The sequence below is a fragment of the Patescibacteria group bacterium genome (assembly GCA_041662665.1).
In the GTDB taxonomy this organism is placed as follows: Bacteria; Patescibacteriota; JABMPQ01; order JABMPQ01; family JAQVVF01; genus JAQVVF01.
The window spans coordinates 152,575-171,560 of sequence record JBAZSC010000001.1 but is presented as its reverse complement, the minus strand read 5'-3'; the positions used below and the strand labels follow the sequence as shown (position 1 = coordinate 171,560).

General features: G+C 30.5%; 22 protein-coding genes. 3 read left to right on the top strand and 19 right to left on the bottom strand.

Annotated features, from left to right (window positions below):
- Positions 1–9 precede the first annotated feature (9 nt).
- The 8 genes from WC663_00930 to rny all read right to left on the bottom strand — a co-directional run bounded on the left by WC663_00930 (position 10) and on the right by rny (position 9,480).
- Positions 10–1,050, bottom strand: a complete 1,041-nt coding sequence (locus WC663_00930; protein ID MFA6295896.1) for a hypothetical protein — start codon at positions 1,048–1,050, stop codon at positions 10–12.
- Positions 1,051–1,309: 259 nt separating this feature from the next.
- Positions 1,310–2,095, bottom strand: coding sequence for a 16S rRNA (adenine(1518)-N(6)/adenine(1519)-N(6))-dimethyltransferase RsmA (rsmA, locus tag WC663_00925; GenBank protein MFA6295895.1), 786 nt, complete (start codon positions 2,093–2,095; stop codon positions 1,310–1,312).
- Between the two features lie 192 nt (positions 2,096–2,287).
- Positions 2,288–4,423: a UvrD-helicase domain-containing protein gene (locus WC663_00920; GenBank protein ID MFA6295894.1), complete on the bottom strand. Its 2,136-nt coding sequence runs from the start codon at positions 4,421–4,423 to the stop codon at positions 2,288–2,290.
- Between the two features lie 203 nt (positions 4,424–4,626).
- Positions 4,627–4,908 (bottom strand): HU family DNA-binding protein, encoded by a 282-nt coding sequence (locus WC663_00915; GenBank protein ID MFA6295893.1) that lies wholly within the window; start codon positions 4,906–4,908, stop codon positions 4,627–4,629.
- Between the two features lie 245 nt (positions 4,909–5,153).
- Positions 5,154–6,221, bottom strand: coding sequence for a galactose-1-phosphate uridylyltransferase (locus WC663_00910; GenBank protein MFA6295892.1), 1,068 nt, complete (start codon positions 6,219–6,221; stop codon positions 5,154–5,156).
- A 167-nt stretch (positions 6,222–6,388) separates the two neighbouring features.
- The gene (locus tag WC663_00905; protein MFA6295891.1) at positions 6,389–7,177 is read right to left on the bottom strand and encodes a TIGR00282 family metallophosphoesterase; all 789 of its coding nucleotides are present in this window, start codon (positions 7,175–7,177) and stop codon (positions 6,389–6,391) included.
- Between the two features lie 4 nt (positions 7,178–7,181).
- The gene (locus tag WC663_00900) at positions 7,182–7,817 is read right to left on the bottom strand and encodes a hypothetical protein (protein MFA6295890.1); all 636 of its coding nucleotides are present in this window, start codon (positions 7,815–7,817) and stop codon (positions 7,182–7,184) included.
- Positions 7,818–7,947: 130 nt separating this feature from the next.
- The gene (gene rny / locus WC663_00895; protein MFA6295889.1) at positions 7,948–9,480 is read right to left on the bottom strand and encodes a ribonuclease Y; all 1,533 of its coding nucleotides are present in this window, start codon (positions 9,478–9,480) and stop codon (positions 7,948–7,950) included.
- A gap of 369 nt (positions 9,481–9,849) precedes the next feature.
- Here rny and WC663_00890 point away from each other — a divergent pair, with 369 nt between their 5' ends.
- Positions 9,850–10,350 carry a CPBP family intramembrane glutamic endopeptidase gene (locus WC663_00890; protein ID MFA6295888.1) on the top strand — a complete coding sequence of 167 codons (501 nt, stop codon included), beginning with the start codon at positions 9,850–9,852 and terminating at the stop codon, positions 10,348–10,350.
- 99 nt (positions 10,351–10,449) lie between these two features.
- Here WC663_00890 and WC663_00885 read toward each other — a convergent pair whose 3' ends face one another.
- The 10 genes from WC663_00885 to infB all read right to left on the bottom strand — a co-directional run bounded on the left by WC663_00885 (position 10,450) and on the right by infB (position 17,757).
- A complete protein-coding gene (locus WC663_00885; GenBank protein ID MFA6295887.1) occupies positions 10,450–10,671 on the bottom strand; it encodes a hypothetical protein in 222 nt (73 codons plus the stop codon).
- A gap of 9 nt (positions 10,672–10,680) precedes the next feature.
- Positions 10,681–10,806, bottom strand: coding sequence for a hypothetical protein (locus tag WC663_00880; protein MFA6295886.1), 126 nt, complete (start codon positions 10,804–10,806; stop codon positions 10,681–10,683).
- A 52-nt stretch (positions 10,807–10,858) separates the two neighbouring features.
- A complete protein-coding gene (locus WC663_00875; GenBank protein MFA6295885.1) occupies positions 10,859–10,987 on the bottom strand; it encodes an LPXTG cell wall anchor domain-containing protein in 129 nt (42 codons plus the stop codon).
- A gap of 92 nt (positions 10,988–11,079) precedes the next feature.
- Complete coding sequence (gene clpP, locus WC663_00870) at positions 11,080–11,652, bottom strand: ATP-dependent Clp endopeptidase proteolytic subunit ClpP (GenBank protein MFA6295884.1); 573 nt, start codon at positions 11,650–11,652, stop codon at positions 11,080–11,082.
- Between the two features lie 41 nt (positions 11,653–11,693).
- Complete coding sequence (locus WC663_00865; GenBank protein MFA6295883.1) at positions 11,694–12,866, bottom strand: CdaR family protein; 1,173 nt, start codon at positions 12,864–12,866, stop codon at positions 11,694–11,696.
- A 141-nt stretch (positions 12,867–13,007) separates the two neighbouring features.
- Positions 13,008–13,769 carry a diadenylate cyclase CdaA gene (gene cdaA, locus WC663_00860; GenBank protein MFA6295882.1) on the bottom strand — a complete coding sequence of 254 codons (762 nt, stop codon included), beginning with the start codon at positions 13,767–13,769 and terminating at the stop codon, positions 13,008–13,010.
- A gap of 58 nt (positions 13,770–13,827) precedes the next feature.
- Entirely contained in the window at positions 13,828–14,205 is a 378-nt protein-coding gene (locus tag WC663_00855; protein ID MFA6295881.1) for a four helix bundle protein, read from the bottom strand.
- Between the two features lie 50 nt (positions 14,206–14,255).
- On the bottom strand, positions 14,256–15,239 hold the full coding sequence (locus WC663_00850; GenBank protein MFA6295880.1) for a bifunctional oligoribonuclease/PAP phosphatase NrnA: 984 nt from the start codon (positions 15,237–15,239) through the stop codon (positions 14,256–14,258).
- A 118-nt stretch (positions 15,240–15,357) separates the two neighbouring features.
- Complete coding sequence (gene rbfA / locus WC663_00845) at positions 15,358–15,687, bottom strand: 30S ribosome-binding factor RbfA (GenBank protein MFA6295879.1); 330 nt, start codon at positions 15,685–15,687, stop codon at positions 15,358–15,360.
- Positions 15,688–15,798: 111 nt separating this feature from the next.
- On the bottom strand, positions 15,799–17,757 hold the full coding sequence (infB, locus tag WC663_00840) for a translation initiation factor IF-2 (protein MFA6295878.1): 1,959 nt from the start codon (positions 17,755–17,757) through the stop codon (positions 15,799–15,801).
- Between the two features lie 178 nt (positions 17,758–17,935).
- Here infB and WC663_00835 point away from each other — a divergent pair, with 178 nt between their 5' ends.
- Together WC663_00835 and WC663_00830 are read left to right on the top strand one after the other, a co-directional pair.
- Positions 17,936–18,271: a cyclic-di-AMP receptor gene (locus WC663_00835; GenBank protein ID MFA6295877.1), complete on the top strand. Its 336-nt coding sequence runs from the start codon at positions 17,936–17,938 to the stop codon at positions 18,269–18,271.
- 13 nt (positions 18,272–18,284) lie between these two features.
- On the top strand, positions 18,285–18,656 hold the full coding sequence (locus WC663_00830) for a hypothetical protein (protein ID MFA6295876.1): 372 nt from the start codon (positions 18,285–18,287) through the stop codon (positions 18,654–18,656).
- A 13-nt stretch (positions 18,657–18,669) separates the two neighbouring features.
- On the opposite strand, the gene WC663_00825 is transcribed toward WC663_00830, so the two are convergent.
- Complete coding sequence (locus WC663_00825; GenBank protein MFA6295875.1) at positions 18,670–18,969, bottom strand: DciA family protein; 300 nt, start codon at positions 18,967–18,969, stop codon at positions 18,670–18,672.
- Positions 18,970–18,986 lie beyond the last annotated feature (17 nt).

The following is an 18,986-nucleotide window of genomic DNA, read 5'->3' as shown; positions in this document are numbered from 1 at the left end:
TTTGCTCGTTTAATAAATTGATAATTCTTTTATTTTAACAAATATATCTTCGTATAATATTTTATTTAAAGACAAAATATCTTTTAGAGCTTGAGATAATGTTGGCAAATTATTGCTTTGAGAATTGGCTATAAGATCATATTTTTGCGATAAAGTTCTGAAAACAGAAATCATTTTTCGATGTGTACTAATAAGATCTGAATCATTTGGAACTGCTATTTTTTCAAATTCATCAGCTGATTTACTGAAGGCTTGAGAAATTTTGATTGTTGTTTCTGTTTCACCATATTTGCTAATCATTTCGCCTTGAATATTTGGATCTAGCAAAAAATTTAGATTTTGTTTTACGATATTGTTAAATGATTCAAAATATTGATCTTTTGTTTCAGAATTTGAATCACCTGAAATAATTATTTCATTATCTTTTACTTCAACTAAAGTTAATTCCTGATTTGCGCCACTTACTATTTGATCAATATTTTTTTGCAAATCTTCAGATTGATCAGAATTTAGAACTCCTTGCAAAGAATCAATTGATGAACCAGTAGTTAGATCAACTCCAGTTATATCTTTTGCTTCTTGCTTTTTTTCATCTGGAATTTGGCTAAGCAGAGCCTTAATATTTCCTAAATTGGCTTTTGTTGGATCAAAACCATTAGCAATTTCCTCACCATCTTGATAACCATCAAAATCTGAATCAGCATTATTTAGGTCAGTACCGAATTTTTTCTCATCTGAACCAATTAAACCATCATTGTCTTGATCTAGATTATCTTTAGATTCGGCAACATTTGGATTGTGTTTTGTATCAACCTCTTGCTTGTCAGTAAAACCATCAGAATCTGAATCTGCTAAATATGGATTTGTACTAAGTTTTCTTTCCTGATCATCAACTATGCCATCATTATCTGAATCAAGACTTGATTGAAAAAAAGAACTCGTTGAACTTTGATTATCGTCTTGGTATTTTTGTGCGAAAATATAGCCTACACCAAAGATAAAGAGGCCGGAAATAACAAGCAAAAATAGCTTGAGCTTTCGTTTCGCCATTTTGATTAATTTGATTTTGTTTTGTAAATACTCGCTAAACTACGCAGAAGCTAACGCAGAAGCTAACGCAGAAGCTAACGCAGAAATTGCGGACTTTTTCTATTAGCTTAATAATAACAATTTTATGAATTTGTGTCAAAACGAAGAAATAAGTTATAAGTTGTAAGTTATAAGAATAATAACCTTGTTTAAGCCTAAATAAAATAATTATTTCTCTGATTTTTGTTGCTTGTGTATAACTTATTCGAGTAACTAGTTACTAGTCACTAGTTACTAGTAACTTATACAGCTTTTCCCACTCTTCTAAACTCAAAGTCTGTGCTCGTCTTTCTGGATTAATGCCGCAATTTTGCAATAATTTTTTAGCTTCTTCTTTGCTAATATGCAAACCTGATGAAAAATTATTATGAAGTTGTTTTCTTTTTTGAGAAAAACCAATTTTTAAAATTTTGAAAAATTCATCAACATTATCAACTTTTATTTTTGGTTCTTTAAAAACATTTATCTTTATAATTGCAGCATCAACTTCTGGAATCGGATTAAAATTTTCTTTTGGGACAATATCAATAATTTCTGGCTTGCCATAGAATTGAACAGAATTTGAAAGAAGACTTGCTTGAGGAGGTTGATCGCAAATCCTTTCTGCAACTTCTTTTTGAATTATTAAAACCATCAACGACGGCTTGTTTTGTAATTCTAGAAAAACTCTTAAGAAACGTGAGGTAAGATAAAATGGTAGATTAGAAACTATTTTGTAAGATTGAATATTAAATATTGAATATTGGGATTTTAAAATATCGCCTTCTAAAATTTTTAAATTTTTGGCATTTTTAAATTTGTTTTCTAAATATTTGACTAACTCTCCATCTTTTTCTACGGCAATGACTTGTTTAACTTTTGGATATAATTTGGAAGTTATGGCGCCTTGACCTGGACCAACTTCTAGAACTATATCTTGCAAACTTAATTCAGCTGACTTTAACATTTTGTCAACTATTGCTTCATTTTCTAAAAAATTTTGGCCAAGGACTTTGTTTGGAAACATAATATAATTTCTACTACTGCAACTAAAGTTGCAGTAAAAATTTTGCAATCCAAAATTTTTAATCCCCAGCTAAAAGCTGGGTAGTAACTCGTTTATGACCCAGCTTCAGCTGGGGTTTGTGCAACTAAAGTTGCAGTAGAACGCCGACGAAAACTAAAGTTTTTCGAACCCCAGCTAAAGCTGGGTAGAACCTCAAATCTTCTTCAGCTTTGCGTATTCTAAAGACAATTTTTTTATTCCGATTTTCTCAAAAATAACAGTGATTAAATCTTCGTTAAAACCAATAACCATACCTTTGCCAAATTCGGCATGTTTTACTTTATCGCCTGACTTAAATTCACAATCTTTTTTATTATCTTGATAAACAACATTTTGATTGAAAGATTTGGAATAGGAATCAAGATTTTTCTTGGGAATATCTTCGATGAAACGAGAGACTGGATTGGCTTGCATTTGACCAAAGATTTCTCTGGTTTTGGCAAAAATTAAATAGAGTTTTTCTTTAGCTCTAGTCATAGCAACATAGCACAATCTTCTCTCTTCTTCAAGCTCCTCTTGCGATACAAGCGCTCTTGAATGAGGAAAAAGATTTTCTTCCAAACCAACAATAAAAACATTGCTAAATTCTAGACCTTTGGCAGAATGCATTGTCATTAACGTCACAGAATTATTTTTATCATCAACTTCATCGGTATCTGAAACTAAAGCAATTTCTTCCAAAAATTTTGCTAAACCATCTTTATTATCATCAAATTTTGAAGCAACTGTTTTGATTTCTTGAATATTTTCCCAACGGTACTCGCCTTCTTCAGAACCATCTAAAATAAATTCTTTAAAACCTATTTTTAGTAATAATAAATCAATTAAAGAAGTCAGATTTATTTCTTTTGATTTAGCATTTAAATATTCCATAATTAAACCAAATTGATTGAGATTATTTTTTGTTTGACTTGAAACACCAGTTAATTTTTCTGAAGCAATTGCTGCTTTGATATAATCAATTTTATTTTGTTTGGCATATTTTTCTAAAGCTCCCAAAGTCTTGGCGCCAATTCTTCTTGGCGGAGTATTGATAATTCTGCTTAAACCAACTGTGTCTTTGAAAGAATTTATGACTCTAAGATAAGCAATGATATCCTTAATTTCTTTTCGTTCATAAAATTTTAAGCCACCAATAATTTTATATGGAATATCGTGCTTTAAAAAATTTTCTTCTAAAGATCGAGATTGGGCATTCGTGCGATATAAAACAACAAATCGATTGTATGGTTGCTTGGAATTATTTATTTCATCAATTATAAATCTTGCTTCTTCTTGCTCATCTTCGGCTTCGAACAAAACTGGTTTGTCGCCTTTTTCATTATCAGTCCATAATTTTTTATCTTTTTTATTTTTATTTTTTTCGATAATACAATGGGCAACATCTAAGATATTTTGAGTTGAACGATAATTTTGTTCTAATTTCAAAGTCTTGGCTTTTTTAAAATCCTTTTCAAAATTCAAAATATTGGAAATATCTGCACCGCGCCAAGAATAAATTGATTGCCAATCATCACCAACAACAGTAATATTTTGATAACGTTTTGATAATAAATTTACTAATAAATATTGAGCCTTGTTTGTATCTTGATATTCATCGACTAAAACATATTGAAATTGATTTTGATATTTTGCTAAAATTTGTGGAAATTTTTGAAAAATTTTAATGGTCATCATGATTAGATCATCAAAATCAAGAGCATTATTTTCTTTCAAAAAAGATTGATAGACTTCATAAGTTTCTCCTGCCACCTCTTCGATAAATTCATTAGATTTATTTTTTAAATCATTTGGTTCTAATAAATCATTTTTAGCGCTAGAAATAATAGAATGGATAATTCTTGGATTTATTTCGTTGGTATTATAATTTAATTTTCGCATTGACTGCTTGATTGCGGATAACTGATCTTCAGAATCATAAATATTAAAATTTTTACTGTAACCTAAATGTTCAATTTCTATTTTTAAGATCCGAACACAAATTGCATGAAAAGTGCCAAGAAAAGGCAATCTATAATCAATCCGTTTTTGACTAGAAGAATATTTTGGCAAATTAAGGCTTTTGATTAATTTACCAACACGCTCTTTCATCTCTTGAGCTGCTTTGTTGGTAAATGTAACTGCCAAGATGTTGAATGGCGAAACACCATTAGCAACTAAATAAGCAATGCGATGAGTCAATGTTTTTGTTTTGCCTGAACCTGCACCAGCCAAAATTAAAAGAGGTCCTTGCTGATGAAGAACTGCTTGTTTTTGGATATCGTTAAGTTGATCTAAAATTTGATGCATGAAATGATTTTAACAATTAAACGTCGAAATTACAAATCCCAAATTCCAAACAATTAACAAATTACAAATCACAAAACTTATTCTTAAAATTTTGTAATTTGGTTATTGTAATTTGTTTGGGATTTGGTATTTGGGATTTTTTTTGGTTTTTTAAAAAAGACGAGAATTGATTCTCGCCTTTTTAAATATATAAAAATAAAATCTTAAACAGCACGTAATTTATCTTTAAGTGTTTTTCCTGCAGTAAATTTTGGTAATTTCATCGCTGGAATTGTAATTCTTTGTTTTGGATTTTGTGGATTGACACCTTCTCTTGCTTTTCGATCTGAAACAGAAAAAGTACCAAAACCAGTAACAGCAACTTTATTATTCTGTTTTAACTCTTCAGTGACGATTTCAACAAATGTTGAAATGTATTTATCAGTTTCTCTTTTTGAAATACCTAATTTGGCAGATAGTTTTTCAATTAAAGCCATCTTAGTCATAATTATCACCACCTCTCAAAAAATTAAAAATTATAAATGCAAAATGAAAAATTTCGCGTCATTCTGAGGCCAAAGCCGCCCGCCTGCAACGCTGTAGCACTGCGGGCAGGAAGAATCCCGTAATTATTTTCTTATTCTCGGGATCCGAAGCTTTGGCTCAGGATGACATTTGTTTTTAGATTTGTATGTTTTTATTATAAGTAAGCCAAAAGATAATAGCAAATGATAACTTGTTAATAACTTTCTTACTTAGTATCTCGAAGTAGCTTTGCAGCTTCTTCTGGTTCGACTGTTGAAATTTCAATACCTGTTGATAATTCAAAGCCAGCCCAGATTGTGACTTTTGGCAAAATTTCAATATGCCAATGATAATGATCATGATTCTGCTCATCAGCTGGTGCGGTATGGATAAAAAAATTAAATGGCGGATCATTTAAAGCCTTATAAAGTTTGTTTAAAGAAAATTTTAATGCTTTGGCGAGATTTATTTTTTCTGTATCTTCGATTCTTTCAAAATATGGCGAGTGAAGCTTTGGATAAATTCTGACTTCAAAAGCAACAACAGATGTAAATGGACAGATGGCAATAAAATCATCATTTTCAAAAATCACGCGAACTTTTTTTTCTCTCTCCCATTCTAAAATTTCACAATGTGGACATTTTCCATGTTCGGCAAAATATTTTTTTGAGCCATGCAAAGAATTTCTAATATCTTTTGGAATAACTGGAATTGCAAAAAGCTGAGAATGAGGATGAGCAACTGATGCGCCTGCTTCTGGTCTGTGATTATGAATTATAGAAATGTAATCGATATGAGGTTCTTTGGCTAAAGCTAAATAGCGAGCTTGAAAAACATCAATTATTTCTTTGACTCTTGAATCTGCTAACTGACCATAAGTTTTGTTATGTGAAGCTGGAATTATGACTTCATGATAGCCAAAGCCAGGCAATACCTTGTAAGGTCCAACTTGTTTTTCGGTAAATTTTTGATCTGACACAAAAGCTGGAAATTTGTTTTGGACATCAATGATGCTATATGGCTCTTTTTTCCAGGTAGGCAAAGGGTTGCCTTCTTTTTTTAATTCAGCAATATATGGATCATTTGGAATTAAAGGATGAATTAAAGTGACATGAGTGTCAGGCTGTTTATCAAAATTGCAAAATGGACAATCTTTTTTTGGCTGTTCTAAAACAGCAACTTTTATTCCTTGATAGGTTTTTGGTCTTTTTGATCTGCCTGACGCAATAACGACCCAGTTTTTGGAGACGATATCTTGTCTCAATTCAGAGACATTTTGATTTTTATTTGACATAAATTTGTATTACAATTTTCAATTTTCAATTTTTATTAAATTTCTAATTATAAATTTTAAAACCTTAGTGTTATTTTAACTTATTTTAGCGCAAAGAACAATTTAAAACAGAGCAATTAGCTCTGCGTTTAGAAATTATTCATTGAAAATTTAATAGAAATTAGAAATTAGATCTCTACTTCTTCATTAATTCTTGTGATTGTTTTTTTGTCGTTTTCAAAATTAAGGACAACAGCATTGATTATGCATTTTCCGCTTTCATCAACTTCCCATCGATGAGGCATTTGAGTCAAGAATTGATCAATAACTTTTTCTTTTTGAACGCCTAAAACAGAATCCTTTAGTCCAACCATGCCAACATCAGAAATATAAGCAGTTCCTTTTTCTAAAATTTGTTCATCAGAAGTTTGAACATGAGTATGAGTGCCTAGTACTACCGAGACTTTGCCATCTAAATAAAAACCTAAAGCTTTGACTTCTGAAGTTGCTTCTTTGTGAAAATCAACGATACTGAAATCTATTTTTTCATTTTTATTTTCTTCTAAAATTTTATCAATTGTCTTAAATGGACAATCTAAATCTTCTTTGATAAAAACTCGGCCTAAAACATTTGTGATCAAAACTTTTTTAGTCCGAACTTGTTTAATGATATATCTTTTGCCTGGATTATCTAATGGGTAGTTTGCTGGTCTGATAATTGGCAAATTACTATCTTGCTGTAACATTTCAATGCCTTCTGTCTTGTCATAAATATGATTTCCAGATGTTAAAACATCAACACCTGAATCTAAAACTTCTTGAACTGTTTTTTTTGTAATACCAAGACCATGGGCAAGATTTTCGCCATTAGCAATTATTAAATCTGGATTATATTTAGTTTTTAGTTCTGGTAATATTTTTTTAATTGCAGAACGACCAGCTCTGCCAACGATATCACCGAAGAATAAAATTATCATAAATTTATTTTAAGTCTCTTCCTAATCCAGCTTTTTCAAAAGCTGTTTTATATTTTTCTTTTAGAGCTTTAACATCTTCGGAATCGACAAGACTTTTGTCAGTTGCAAAAATTAATGCATCACTTTCATAAGGTCCCTCAATATTTACAGTAACACTTTTTTTTATACGTCTAAATGAATATGCTATAACTGCACTTTTAGGATATCCAAGAAAAAAACCAATTATCCCACTTTGTCTACCCATTTTCTTTGGACTCCCTTGTTTTAACCAGGCATCAATACTCATTCCGTCTTTCCATCCTAATGCTTTAGCAAAATCAGTTTCTTCAGAAATTCTTTGCTGAACTAAATCTCGATCAACTATCATTTTTCCATTATAGACAAAAGCATTTTTCTTATATTGGTCTACTAATTTTTGGATGGCATCTGGGTCTTTAAAGCCAATGGCAAGAACAGAAGGTCTAATATTCAGCATAAAACTAAATAATTGTGATTGTAAATCACGAAAAAATTCTTCTTTTTCTTTCGGAGTTGTCAAAGACATTTCAATATCATTGACAAAATCTAATGCTTTCTGTGTTTCTTTAGGCAATGGTCCTTGTTCTTCTACAACTTGTCCTTCTGGTGATCCTGGTTCCATATTATAAATTTTATTAATATCCGTAATATCAAAATCGTTTTTTCAGTACAAACTTGTTAGATATTCGGATATTAAGATATTAGGATATTGTTTTTGATCAATAATTTCCGTAATATCTTCATGTTTATATTTATCTCGCAAAATCAACTGCACGAGTCTCGCGAATCACGTTAACCTTAATTTCACCTGGATATCGCAGTTCTTTTTCAATTTTGTCAGCAATAGCTTGAGCTAATTTCTTTGCTCCCAAGTCATCAACTTCTTCTGGAGTAACGAAAATACGAACTTCGCGACCAGCTTGAATAGCATAAGCTTTTTCTGCACCTTCGAAGCTCAAAGCAATATTTTCAAGATCTGTTAAACGTTTAATATAATTTTCATAAGTATCTTTTCGAGCACCTGGTCTGGCACCTGAAATTCCATCAGCTGCTTTGACGATAACTGCTTCAACTGTATGCGGTTCAACATCTTCATGATGGCATTCTACTGCATGAATAATTTCTTCGGAGACACCAAATTTTTTCAAAATATTTCTACCAATTTCAATGTGTGTTCCTTCAATTTCATGATCAACTGCTTTTCCAATATCATGCAAAAGACCAGCTTTTTTAGCGATGTTAACATCAGCTCCCAATTCTTCGGCCATGATTTTGGCAAAATTTGCAACTTCGATGGAGTGCCTTAAAACATTTTGTCCATAAGATGATCTGAATCTCAATCTGCCTAAAACTTGAACTAATTTTGAATCTAAATCAGCAATACCTAATTCATATGCTGCTTGCTCGCCAGCTTCTTTGATTTCATGAGCGATTTCTTTTTTAACCATATTAACTGTTTCTTCGATTTTTGCTGGATGAATTCTGCCATCTTGGATTAATCTTTCCAATGTTCTTTTGGCAACATGGCGTCTGATTGGATTAAATCCTGAAATAACAATTGCTTCTGGAGTATCATCGACAACAATTTCAATACCGCATAATTCTTCAATTCTTTTGATATTTCGTCCTTCGCGTCCAATAATTCTGCCTTTCATTTCGTCTGAAGGTAAAGAAACAGTTGTTGCTGTTGATTCAGAAGCTTGAGGACGAGCATAACGTTCAATTGCTTGAGAAATAATATTTTTTGCTTTTGTGTCAGCTTCGTCTTTAGCGCGATTTTCAGCTTTTTTGATAATACCTAAAACTCTTTCTTGCTGATCTTTTTCAACCATTTCTAACAAAACTTCTTTGGCTTTTTCTCGTGATAATGAAGCAACTTTTTCTAATGTTGCCATTTGTTTTTTTCGGATCTCGCCTAATTCTTGAGTTTTTCTTTGAATTGTTCGATTGCCTTTTTCTAATTGTTCTTCTTTTTGAGAAATTGAATCTAATTTTTGATTAAGAATTCCTTCTCTTTGAGATAATTTCGATTGAAAATCTAAAAGCTTAGCTCTTCCTTCTCGCTGATCTTTTTCAGCGTTTTCTTTGATTTCTAGAGCCTGTGTCTTTGTTTCTAATAAGATTTCTTTTTGTTTTGCTTTTGCTGTTTCAACTAACGCTTCAGTTTTTGCTTCAATTGAATCTTGCCTGCTTTTGGCAATAAATTTTCTTAATACGTAACCAGCTGCTAAACCAACGATTAAAGCAATAATTGCGCTAATAAGTACTAATAAGATACTGTTCATTTCAATATTCACATCCGTAAAAAGTGGAAAACTTGGATTTTTTTGGTTTTAAAAAACTATTCTTTAAGAAAGAATCTTGGTGATTTTTGATAAATTTTGGCTTAAATAAAGTTTTTTACAAAAGTCAAACATAATTTTTTTCAAAAATAATTCAAGTTTAATGAAAATACAACAAATTACGGTATGCGACCAATTTATTTATAAAATTCATGCTAAAATTTTTACTTTTTAGCACCTTTGAGTATAGCAAAAATAAAACGATTTGGCAAGGAAAAAAGGAAATTTATAGACTTGACAATTTTTGTTTTATTATGCTATTCTTTGCGATAAGCAAATTATTGCACTTTAAAACTAGACAAGGAGGAAGAAATGGATTGGCTAAAAAATGAAGCCAAAAATTCGGAAATTCCAATGCTAATATTGACAGCCCTTCTCTTCAATTTGGTTTACTCATTGATTGCTGCTGATATATTAATTCATTTCAGTAATATAAAATTACCAAAAATAGAACTAGAAATGCCAATATGCAATTATAAAACGTTCATCATATTGTTTACTTTTGCACTACGTGAAGAACTTTTTTTTCGCGCTCCATTACTATTAATGAATTATTTTCCTGATGATAAAAAATTTCGTTATGCTTTAATAATGGCAATCATGCTATCTGCTGCCTTTGGGTATCTTCATGGAGGGTCATCAAATATTTTGGTTCAAGGTGTGTCTGGATTTACGCTTTGCATTCTTTTTTTGAAAACTGGCGGAATCAATAAAAAAGGTTTTAAAGCATTGATGATCTGTACAATAGCTCATTTCTGTTTTAATTCTTTCCTGGCTTTGATTCTGGCTTTGCATGGAAAAAGCACTTTTTAATAAGACCTGATGGTCTTTTTTTTATTTATATAAAAAACAAAAAACTCACCATTAGCTTGGTGAGATTTTTTTTGGTTTTTTCTGATTTTTTCTTTATAATTATTCTTTGTCATAATTTTTTATTGCTGTTTTTAAATCATTTCCAACAACTTCCCAATCACCTTTTAAAGCATTAAAATCTGCTTCTTTATCTGTTTTTGAAGTATTGTAATTATTTTCATTGATAATTCCTGTCAAATCAAAAGCTCTGCTTATTCCTCTTGAAAAAGATGGCATTGATTTAAATAATCCAAATGTTTTGCTTTGATATTTTTTTTCCATTTTTTTAATTTAAACTTCTTGCAACAAATTAAATTCTTTTTTACTTAAAATTTTCTTTTTGAATAATAATTCGATTAAAATCATTAATCTTTCTTGATTAGAAACAATTAAAACTTTATTATTTTTCTTTTTCATAATTTGTTCCTCCTTATTTTTATTTTAACAAAATTTTATTAAATGAAAAATATTATTTTTTAATTTCTTTTTTCTTTTTTCTTCTCCAGAGAATTCCTAAGACTCCGAACAAAAATATTCCGGAAATGAATCCAATAATTACTGCTGGAATTGATTTTAAAATGCTAGTGATTTTTTTCATAAAATTATAATACTAATTTACGAATTTATGCAAATGATACAAATATACGAATTTGCATATTCGCATCATTTGCGTAGATTTGTATATTTGTATTATTTTATAATTTGATCAACGATTCCATATTTTTTAGCTTCATCAGAAGTCATATAATAATCACGATCTGTATCTTGTTCAATTTGAGTTAATTTCTGATTGGTATGTTTAGCAATAATTTTATTTAATCTTTCTTTTAGCTTTAAAATTTGTTTGGCTGTAATTTCAATATCAGATGCCTGGCCTTGTACTCCACCCATAATTTGATGCAACATTATTTCAGCATTTGGCAAAGCCATTCTTTTATTTTTAGCACCAGCTAAAAGAAGAGTTGCTCCCATTGATGCAGCCAAGCCAACACAAATTGTTGACACATCTGGCTTGATATATTGCATTGTATCATAGATTGCTAGTCCAGCGCTAACTGATCCGCCATTTGAATTAATGTATAATTTAATATCTTTTGTTTTGTCTTCGGATTCAAGAAATAATAATTGAGCAATAACTGTATTAGCTAAATTATCATCAATTTCTCCGCCTAAAAAAACGATTCTATCTTTTAATAGTCTGGAATAAATATCATAAGCACGTTCGCCATAATTTGATTTTTCGATGACTGTGGGAATTAACATAAACGAGTTATAAAGTTCTTAAAGTTATAAAGTTTATAAAGTTATTTCTTGACAATAATAACTTTGATTGATCTTGTTTCAACGCTCTTAACAGTGATGCCTGATGGGACTGAAATGCTTTCAGGCGAAATACTAAATTCTGGAGTTCCTTCTGTTTTATTTGCTAAATCAATTTCTATAAAAACATCATCCTCATTTAAGCTATTGATTTTAGCAGATGGGCCTTCAATTGTCAATTGGATGCGACTTGGCATAATACCACCAACTTTAAATTGATCGTTAAGATTTTTGTATTTTATAATGCCTGAAAATTGTTTGGAAATTGTTTGCTGGTTTAAATAAATTTTGACTGTAATTTGCGGATTGCCTAAGATTTCAATTCCATCTGGCAAATTTAAATTAACTTTTTTTTCATTAACATCTTCTGTCATTTCACTTAAATCTATGATTTCCGTTTCGACTGTGTCAATATCCTTAATCTTTTCATTCTTGCCTTTGATCGTAACAGTTGACGGATTGGTTTCTATTTTTTCAATCGTAGCGCCAGCAGGCAAATTGCCAATAATATTTGCTTTAACACCAACTGTTTTTTCGCCATTTTCTTTATTAACAGGAATAATAACTTCAACTGTTTTTGGCAGAATATTTACTTTATCAATTTTTTTATTATCTTTATCTCTGGCTTCTAATTCTACAGTCTTTTTAATTTCTGACATTTCGCCATTATATTTTATTGGCGCAACAACTTTAACAATTTTATCTAAAATGACTTGAGCGCTTTCAACATTAACTTCGCTTTGTGAAAATTTTGGTTTGGATGCTTGATAATCTTTGCCCAAATTTCCAGATGTTTCTAATTCAACTTGTTTTTCAATTGAAATAATTGGCGATAAAATTACGTGAACTGATTTTGGCTCTTGTTCTATGATTTGAATATTCTTGTCTAAAGCTTCTACTTTTACTTCAATATCATATTCACCTTGGCTATAATATTGCAAATTAATTGAGGCATCTATTTTGGTGGCAATATCTTTTTTTTGCCAGACGTCATTTGGAGCGCGCAATTTTACTTTAACGTTTGGCAAATTATTAGTAATTATCAAATCTTCAGAAAGATTCTGTGCTTTAATTGTCAATTCAGTATCTAAATTATCAACTCTAAAGCCTTCGTTAATGACAAAAAACCACAAACAAATTGCAGAGATTATGGCCAAAATTTTGAGATAAAAGTTGTTAGACATAAAATAATTTTCAATTTCCAATTATCAATTTACAATCAATTACCAATGATCAATTTCCAATGAAAATTGTCCATTGAATATTATTTGAAAATTGGAAATTGGTAATTGAAAATTCTAAACAAGCTGTTCAAGCTTATTCGCTAATTTTTCCGTTCCAACTTTTTCCTCCAAATGTCCGTCAATGGCAATCGAGACCTCGCCTCTTTCTTCAGAAACAACTAAGGCAATGGCATCTGTATTTTCGGTAACGCCAATTGCTGCTTTGTGGCGAGTGCCGTAGGTCATTGAATATTCGCCTTCTGTAAGTGGCAACATACAGCCAGCAGCTAGAATCTTGTTGCCTAAAATTATGACTGCACCGTCATGCAATGGAGAATTTGGAAAGAAAATATTTAGCAATAATGCAATTGATAAATTAGCATTTAGCTCTGTTCCTGATTCAACATATTCTAATAAGCCAGTTTTTCTTTGAATTACTATTAATGCGCCAATTCTGTTTTTCTTTAAAATTTCAATTGCTTCAATAATATCGTTGATTTTTGTTGACTCTTTTTTTGTTTTGCCAAAAATATTGGCACGGCCTAATCTCTCTAGAGCTCTTCTTAATTCTGGCTGAAAGACAACTGGTATAGCGACTAAAATTAATAATGTTAAATGCGACAAGACCCAATTCAAAGTTTGCAAATTTAGTAATCTGCCAATAACTACAACAACACTTAAAATTATTATGCCATAAATTATTCTTGTAGCTTTAGTACCTTTGACAAATGCGAAAGCAAAGTAAATCAAAACAGCAACAATTCCAATGTCTAAAATTGTTGTAATATAATCTATTAATGTAAATGTGGAAAAATATGCAGAAATGCTGCTGAACATAAACTGTAAAATAAGTAAGATTAGTAAAATTAATAAGAAATAAAATTAATAGAAATTTTTAATGCTTTTTCATAAATTGAAGGGTAATAGAAATCAGTCCATTAATTTGTTTGCAAACTTTATTAATCTGATTGATAAATTTGTTGAATATTTCTTTGTTAATATATTTACTGTCATAAGATAAATAAATATCATTTCTCATCTCTTCTAAACAACCCTTAGCTATTCCATAAAATCTTAATTTTTCCTTGAAAAAATATCTGCCAAATCCTTCTGCAATATTAGCAGGTACTCCTCGACCATTTTCTCTCAAATGCTTCATAATATTATAAAGTTCATATTTTGGAAAATGATTTGTAATAAGATATATTCCTTGACAAAGTTTTCTTGCCTCTTGCCATGCATCTAAATCTTCTATTCGATTTATTTTTGCCATTTTTTTGTTTTTATTTCGTCGTTTTATTAATTTTACTTATTTTATTAATTTTACTCGAGATTTATTTTGATTTCATTATCTTCTTTTATTAATCTGCCAGGCAATGTAAATCCAGCAGCTTTTTTATGTCCTCCGCCACCTAAACTGCGAGCTAACTTTGAGACATCAATATGATCATGCAAAGTTCGAAATGAACCTTTGATCTCGCCTTTTTCATTTTCTGATAAAACTAATGAGGCCTTAACATCTGGAATTGAATTTAAAAAGTTGGCAATGCCTTCTAAATCTTCTGATTTGGCGTTGCATTCTTGCAAATCTTTTTTAGTAATGACAGCATAAACTATGCCAAGTTTTTTGTTCTTTTTTATATCTGACAATATCTTACCCCAAAGTCTTAAAGTTGACAAAGATTTGTCTTGCAAAGTATTTTTGGTAATTTCTTTTAAATTTGCACCTGATGCCAAAAGGTCTGATGTTGTTTTTAAAGTGTCATGAGATGTATTTGGATTTTTGAAACTATCAGTATCGCCAAAAATTCCATTTAATAAACTTGTTGAAATATTTTTATCTAAATCAACATTCATTTTTAGCAAAAAATTGTGGACAATTTCTGAAGTTGAAGAGGCATTAGCTTCAATAATATTGAGTTTTCCGTAATGCGGATTATCATGATGATGATCAATATTTATGATAGGCGTTTTAAATTCATTGATGCTAAAAAAGTTGTGTAGACCTGTCTGTTCGAAACTTCCACAATCCAAAGTAATTAGTAACTTGTAATTAATAAAATTCTTTAAAATTTCATCAATCTTTTTTATTTTGTCGGCATTTTTTAGGAAAAAAAACTTGCTAGGGATTTGATCCTGGCAAGCGTATTCAATTTTTTTATTTTGTTTTTCTAAAATATCACCCAAAGCTAATGCAGATCCAATAGTATCAGCATCCGGCTTGCGATGGCAAATAATCAGGATATTTTCTGCTTTTTTGATTAAATATAATGCGCGATTTATTTGAATGTCGATAAATTTAAACATGAGAATCTGGAATTTAGAATCTGGAATCTGGAATGAATATAGAATAAGGAATATAGAATTCTTAAATTCTGAATTCATTATTCTATTCTAGATTCTAAATTCAAGATTCTAGATTCTCTTATATTTTTGCTAAAATCTTTTCGATTTTCTCAGCATGCTCTTCAGAATGGTCTAAGACAAATCGGATCTTTGGAACAAAGTGCATTACCAATTTTTTATTTAAAGCTTTTTGCAAATGATAAACATTGTGATTAAGCTTTTTGATAACGCTAACAGCTTTGTTTTTTGGGATCACAGAAATATACACGTTTGTGTGTTTAATGTCAACAGAAGTATCTACTTTTGAAACAGTAATCAAAGAATCAATCGGAATCTCTACTTCCTCTTTGATAATGAAACCTAATTCTTGCTGAATTAGGCTGTTAAGTTTTTCTAAACGATGTGACATAATCGTAAAATTACAAATTCTAAACTCCAAACAAATCCCAAATAACAAATTACAAAGTCGACGGATTGTGATTTGTAATTTGTTATTTGTTTGTTTTTTGGGATTTGGGATTTATAAAGTGATTTTTTTGATTTCTTCTTTCCAAGCTTCAATCACGTCACCTTCTTTAACTTTGACAGTCGTATCAATTGACATTCCACATTCTGAACCTGCTTCTACCTTTTGTACATCAGCCATATTTTTTTGAACAGTAGTAATTTTTCCTTGGCCAATTTCTACATCTTCTCTGATTATTTTTACAATTGAATCTTTTGCTAGGAAGCCAGACAAGACTCTGCCGCCAATAATTTTTCTTTTCTTTTCAGATCTGAAAATTGCTAAAACATTAAGTTTGCCTAATTTTGTCTTAATGACTTCTGGCTCGATCAAAGAACTCAATTGTTTTTTGATTTCGTCAATTAATTCGTAAATAATATCGTAGGAAAATATTTTGACATGCTTATCTTCGGCAAGACGAGATGCAACAGTTGTTGGCTTAGAATTAAAACCAAAAATAATTGCATTTGAAGATTGAGCATTCATGACATTTGATTCAGTAATCTTGCCAGCAGAATAATCAATGATTTGAGGCATAACTTGCTTGGAATTGATTTTGTTTAGCTCATCAATAATTGCTTCAAGAGATCCATAAAAATCAGCAATTAAAATTATATTTAATTTTTTAATTTTTCTTTCTTCTTCTGGAGTCAAATTGCGTTTAATCTTGATTTCTGCTTTTGCGATTTTGGCAATTTTTTCTCGAGCTGCTTCTTTGGATTTTTCTTCTTGCAAAATATCGCCAGAATCTGGAACTGCTGTAAGACCTAAAATTTGAACTGGAGTTGATGGCTTAGCATGATTTATTCTTTTGCCTAAGAAATTTTCCATTGCCTTGATTTTTCCATAGATACTGCCACAAGTAACATAATCGCCCAAATTCAAAGTTCCATTTTGAATCAAAACTGTAGCAACTGGACCTTTTTTGGGATCTTTGTTTGCTTCAATGATTGTGCCTATGGCTTTTGATTCTTGGTTGGCTTTTAATTCTAAAATTTCCGCTTGCAATAAAACCATTTCTAAAAGCTTATCGATATTTTTATTCATTTTGGCAGATATTTCAACCATAATTGTATCGCCTCCCCAATCTTCTGGTTGCAAACCTAAATCAGCGAGCTGTCTTTTTACTTTTTCTGGATCAGCACCTTCTTTATCTATTTTGTTGATAGCAACAATAATTGGCACGCCAGCATTTTTGGCATGCGCAATTGCTTCTTCTGTTTGAGGCATAACACCGTCATCAGCTGCAACAACAAGAATTGCCATATCAGTAACTTTTGCACCTCTTTCGCGCATTGCTTTGAAAGCTTCGTGACCAGGAGTATCTAAAAACGTAATGACTTTGCCATTGCATTTTGCTTGATAAGCACCGATTTTTTGAGTAATACCTCCTGCTTCAGTAGCAATAATATTTGTTTCGCGAATGACATCCAATAATTTTGTCTTGCCATGATCAACGTGACCCATGACAACAACAACTGGAGGACGAGGCTTTAAATTCTTTTCTTCTTCATGAGATAAATCTTCGAGAATCTGTTTGCGAACTCCTTTTTCCTTAATCAAATCTTTTTCTTCTTTTTTTAATTCAATTTTATGGCCTAATTCTTCAGCAATAATACTCGCTGTTTCAAAATCAATTTCTTCATTGATTGTTGCCATGATGCCTTCCTGGATCAATTGTCTAATGACATCAGTAACTTCCATTTCTAAAACTTGTGCGAAATCCTTAACTGTAATAGTTTGGGCGACATAAAGTTTTTTTGGTTCTTTGGCTTTTTCAACTTTTTTCTGTTCTTCTTTCATTTCTAGAGTTTTTTCCTTTTCTAGCTTTTCTACTTTTTTGGTAATTTCTTTTGCTTTTTTATCAGAAATCTTCGACGCTGTTGGTCGAAGTCGATATCCCATTGCCTCAATCATCTTGCGCATTTCTTGGCTATGGTAACCTAATTTTTTTGCTAAAGTTGATATGTTCATTAAAAGTAATTAGTAACTAGGAACTAGTAACTAGAGACGATGAAAGTTTGCTAATTACTAGTTACTAATTACTGATTTTACTATATTTTTTAAATAAAGTCAAAACAAAAGCAAATAATTTGATTATTTTTCTGTTTCCTGTTTTCTATTTTCTAAATTTATGCTATAATTTTAATATATGAAATTACTAGTTATTATTACACCTAAAGAAAATACGAAAAAATTGAAGGCAGAACTTGTTGCTGGTAGATTTAGTTTAACGAAATTAACATCTGAAGGCGGATTTTTAGAGAAAAAAAACACCACTTTTTTAGTTGGTGTTGAGGATGAAAAAATTGAAAAGGTTTTAGAAATTATAAAAAAGAATTGCGAAGTTAAAGAAAAGGTTATTTCTGCTCCAGCATATATGACTCATGGTATGGAAAGTGGGATGAATGTTGAAGAAGCAACGAAGATTAGAATTGGAGGAGCAACTGTTTTTATTGTGAATGTTGAGAAAATGATGAAAATATAACTTTTTGTATTTTATGAATATATATGTTGCTCATTCAAGAGATTTTGATTACAAAAGAGATTTGTATGGACCTATTCGTAAAAGTAATCTAAATAGTAAATATAATTTTGTTTTACCTCATGAAAATAACGAAAAGCCATTTTATTCTAAAGATTTTTTTAAAAAAGAATGTGATGTTATTCTTGCTGAGGTTTCCTATCCATCTACAGGTTTAGGTATCGAATTAGGTTGGGCTAATTTCTATAATATTCCTATAATTTGTATATATAGGAAAAATGTAAAATTGTCAGGATCTTTGCACGCAATAACAAATTATTTTCTTGAATATTCAAATAGTGATGAATTGATTTCCGGTATAGAAAGAAAAATTTCTGTTCTTGTATAATACTATAATCTAACTAAAATTCTATTTTATAACTTATCCGATCAACCAGCTGTTTTCTAAAATGCTGGTTGATTTTTTGCTTGATGATATGTTGGTGCATTAATAATTCTTGAGCATGAGATGAAGATGGAACTTGAATGGTTAGCGTTTTATTTTTTAGACTAATTGGTTTTGCGAGCTTAAAAGCTTTGTGATTTAATTCTTTAATTAATTTTTCACAAGTCAAACAAACTTGAGAAGCTTCAAGCTGTGTTTTAATGCCAGCATTGTTAATTGCAACTGGCAGTAAATCTTTGAGAGAAAAAATAGACATCTCGAAATAAATTACAA

Excerpts from the sequence above, each read along its gene's own strand:
- WC663_00930 (MFA6295896.1), bottom strand. The coding sequence starts at position 1,050 with ATGGCGAAACGAAAGCTCAAGCTATTTTTGCTTGTTATTTCCGGCCTC.
- rsmA (MFA6295895.1), bottom strand. The coding sequence starts at position 2,095 with ATGTTTCCAAACAAAGTCCTTGGCCAAAATTTTTTAGAAAATGAAGCA.
- WC663_00920 (MFA6295894.1), bottom strand. The coding sequence starts at position 4,423 with ATGCATCAAATTTTAGATCAACTTAACGATATCCAAAAACAAGCAGTT.
- WC663_00915 (MFA6295893.1), bottom strand. The coding sequence starts at position 4,908 with ATGACTAAGATGGCTTTAATTGAAAAACTATCTGCCAAATTAGGTATT.
- WC663_00910 (MFA6295892.1), bottom strand. The coding sequence starts at position 6,221 with ATGTCAAATAAAAATCAAAATGTCTCTGAATTGAGACAAGATATCGTC.
- WC663_00905 (MFA6295891.1), bottom strand. The coding sequence starts at position 7,177 with ATGATAATTTTATTCTTCGGTGATATCGTTGGCAGAGCTGGTCGTTCT.
- WC663_00900 (MFA6295890.1), bottom strand. The coding sequence starts at position 7,817 with ATGGAACCAGGATCACCAGAAGGACAAGTTGTAGAAGAACAAGGACCA.
- rny (MFA6295889.1), bottom strand. The coding sequence starts at position 9,480 with ATGAACAGTATCTTATTAGTACTTATTAGCGCAATTATTGCTTTAATC.
- WC663_00890 (MFA6295888.1), top strand. The coding sequence starts at position 9,850 with ATGGATTGGCTAAAAAATGAAGCCAAAAATTCGGAAATTCCAATGCTA.
- WC663_00885 (MFA6295887.1), bottom strand. The coding sequence starts at position 10,671 with ATGGAAAAAAAATATCAAAGCAAAACATTTGGATTATTTAAATCAATG.
- WC663_00880 (MFA6295886.1), bottom strand. The coding sequence starts at position 10,806 with ATGAAAAAGAAAAATAATAAAGTTTTAATTGTTTCTAATCAAGAAAGA.
- WC663_00875 (MFA6295885.1), bottom strand. The coding sequence starts at position 10,987 with ATGAAAAAAATCACTAGCATTTTAAAATCAATTCCAGCAGTAATTATT.
- clpP (MFA6295884.1), bottom strand. The coding sequence starts at position 11,652 with ATGTTAATTCCCACAGTCATCGAAAAATCAAATTATGGCGAACGTGCT.
- cdaA (MFA6295882.1), bottom strand. The coding sequence starts at position 13,769 with ATGTTCAGCAGCATTTCTGCATATTTTTCCACATTTACATTAATAGAT.
- WC663_00855 (MFA6295881.1), bottom strand. The coding sequence starts at position 14,205 with ATGGCAAAAATAAATCGAATAGAAGATTTAGATGCATGGCAAGAGGCA.
- WC663_00850 (MFA6295880.1), bottom strand. The coding sequence starts at position 15,239 with ATGTTTAAATTTATCGACATTCAAATAAATCGCGCATTATATTTAATC.
- rbfA (MFA6295879.1), bottom strand. The coding sequence starts at position 15,687 with ATGTCACATCGTTTAGAAAAACTTAACAGCCTAATTCAGCAAGAATTA.
- infB (MFA6295878.1), bottom strand. The coding sequence starts at position 17,757 with ATGAACATATCAACTTTAGCAAAAAAATTAGGTTACCATAGCCAAGAA.
- WC663_00835 (MFA6295877.1), top strand. The coding sequence starts at position 17,936 with ATGAAATTACTAGTTATTATTACACCTAAAGAAAATACGAAAAAATTG.
- WC663_00830 (MFA6295876.1), top strand. The coding sequence starts at position 18,285 with ATGAATATATATGTTGCTCATTCAAGAGATTTTGATTACAAAAGAGAT.
- WC663_00825 (MFA6295875.1), bottom strand. The coding sequence starts at position 18,969 with ATGTCTATTTTTTCTCTCAAAGATTTACTGCCAGTTGCAATTAACAAT.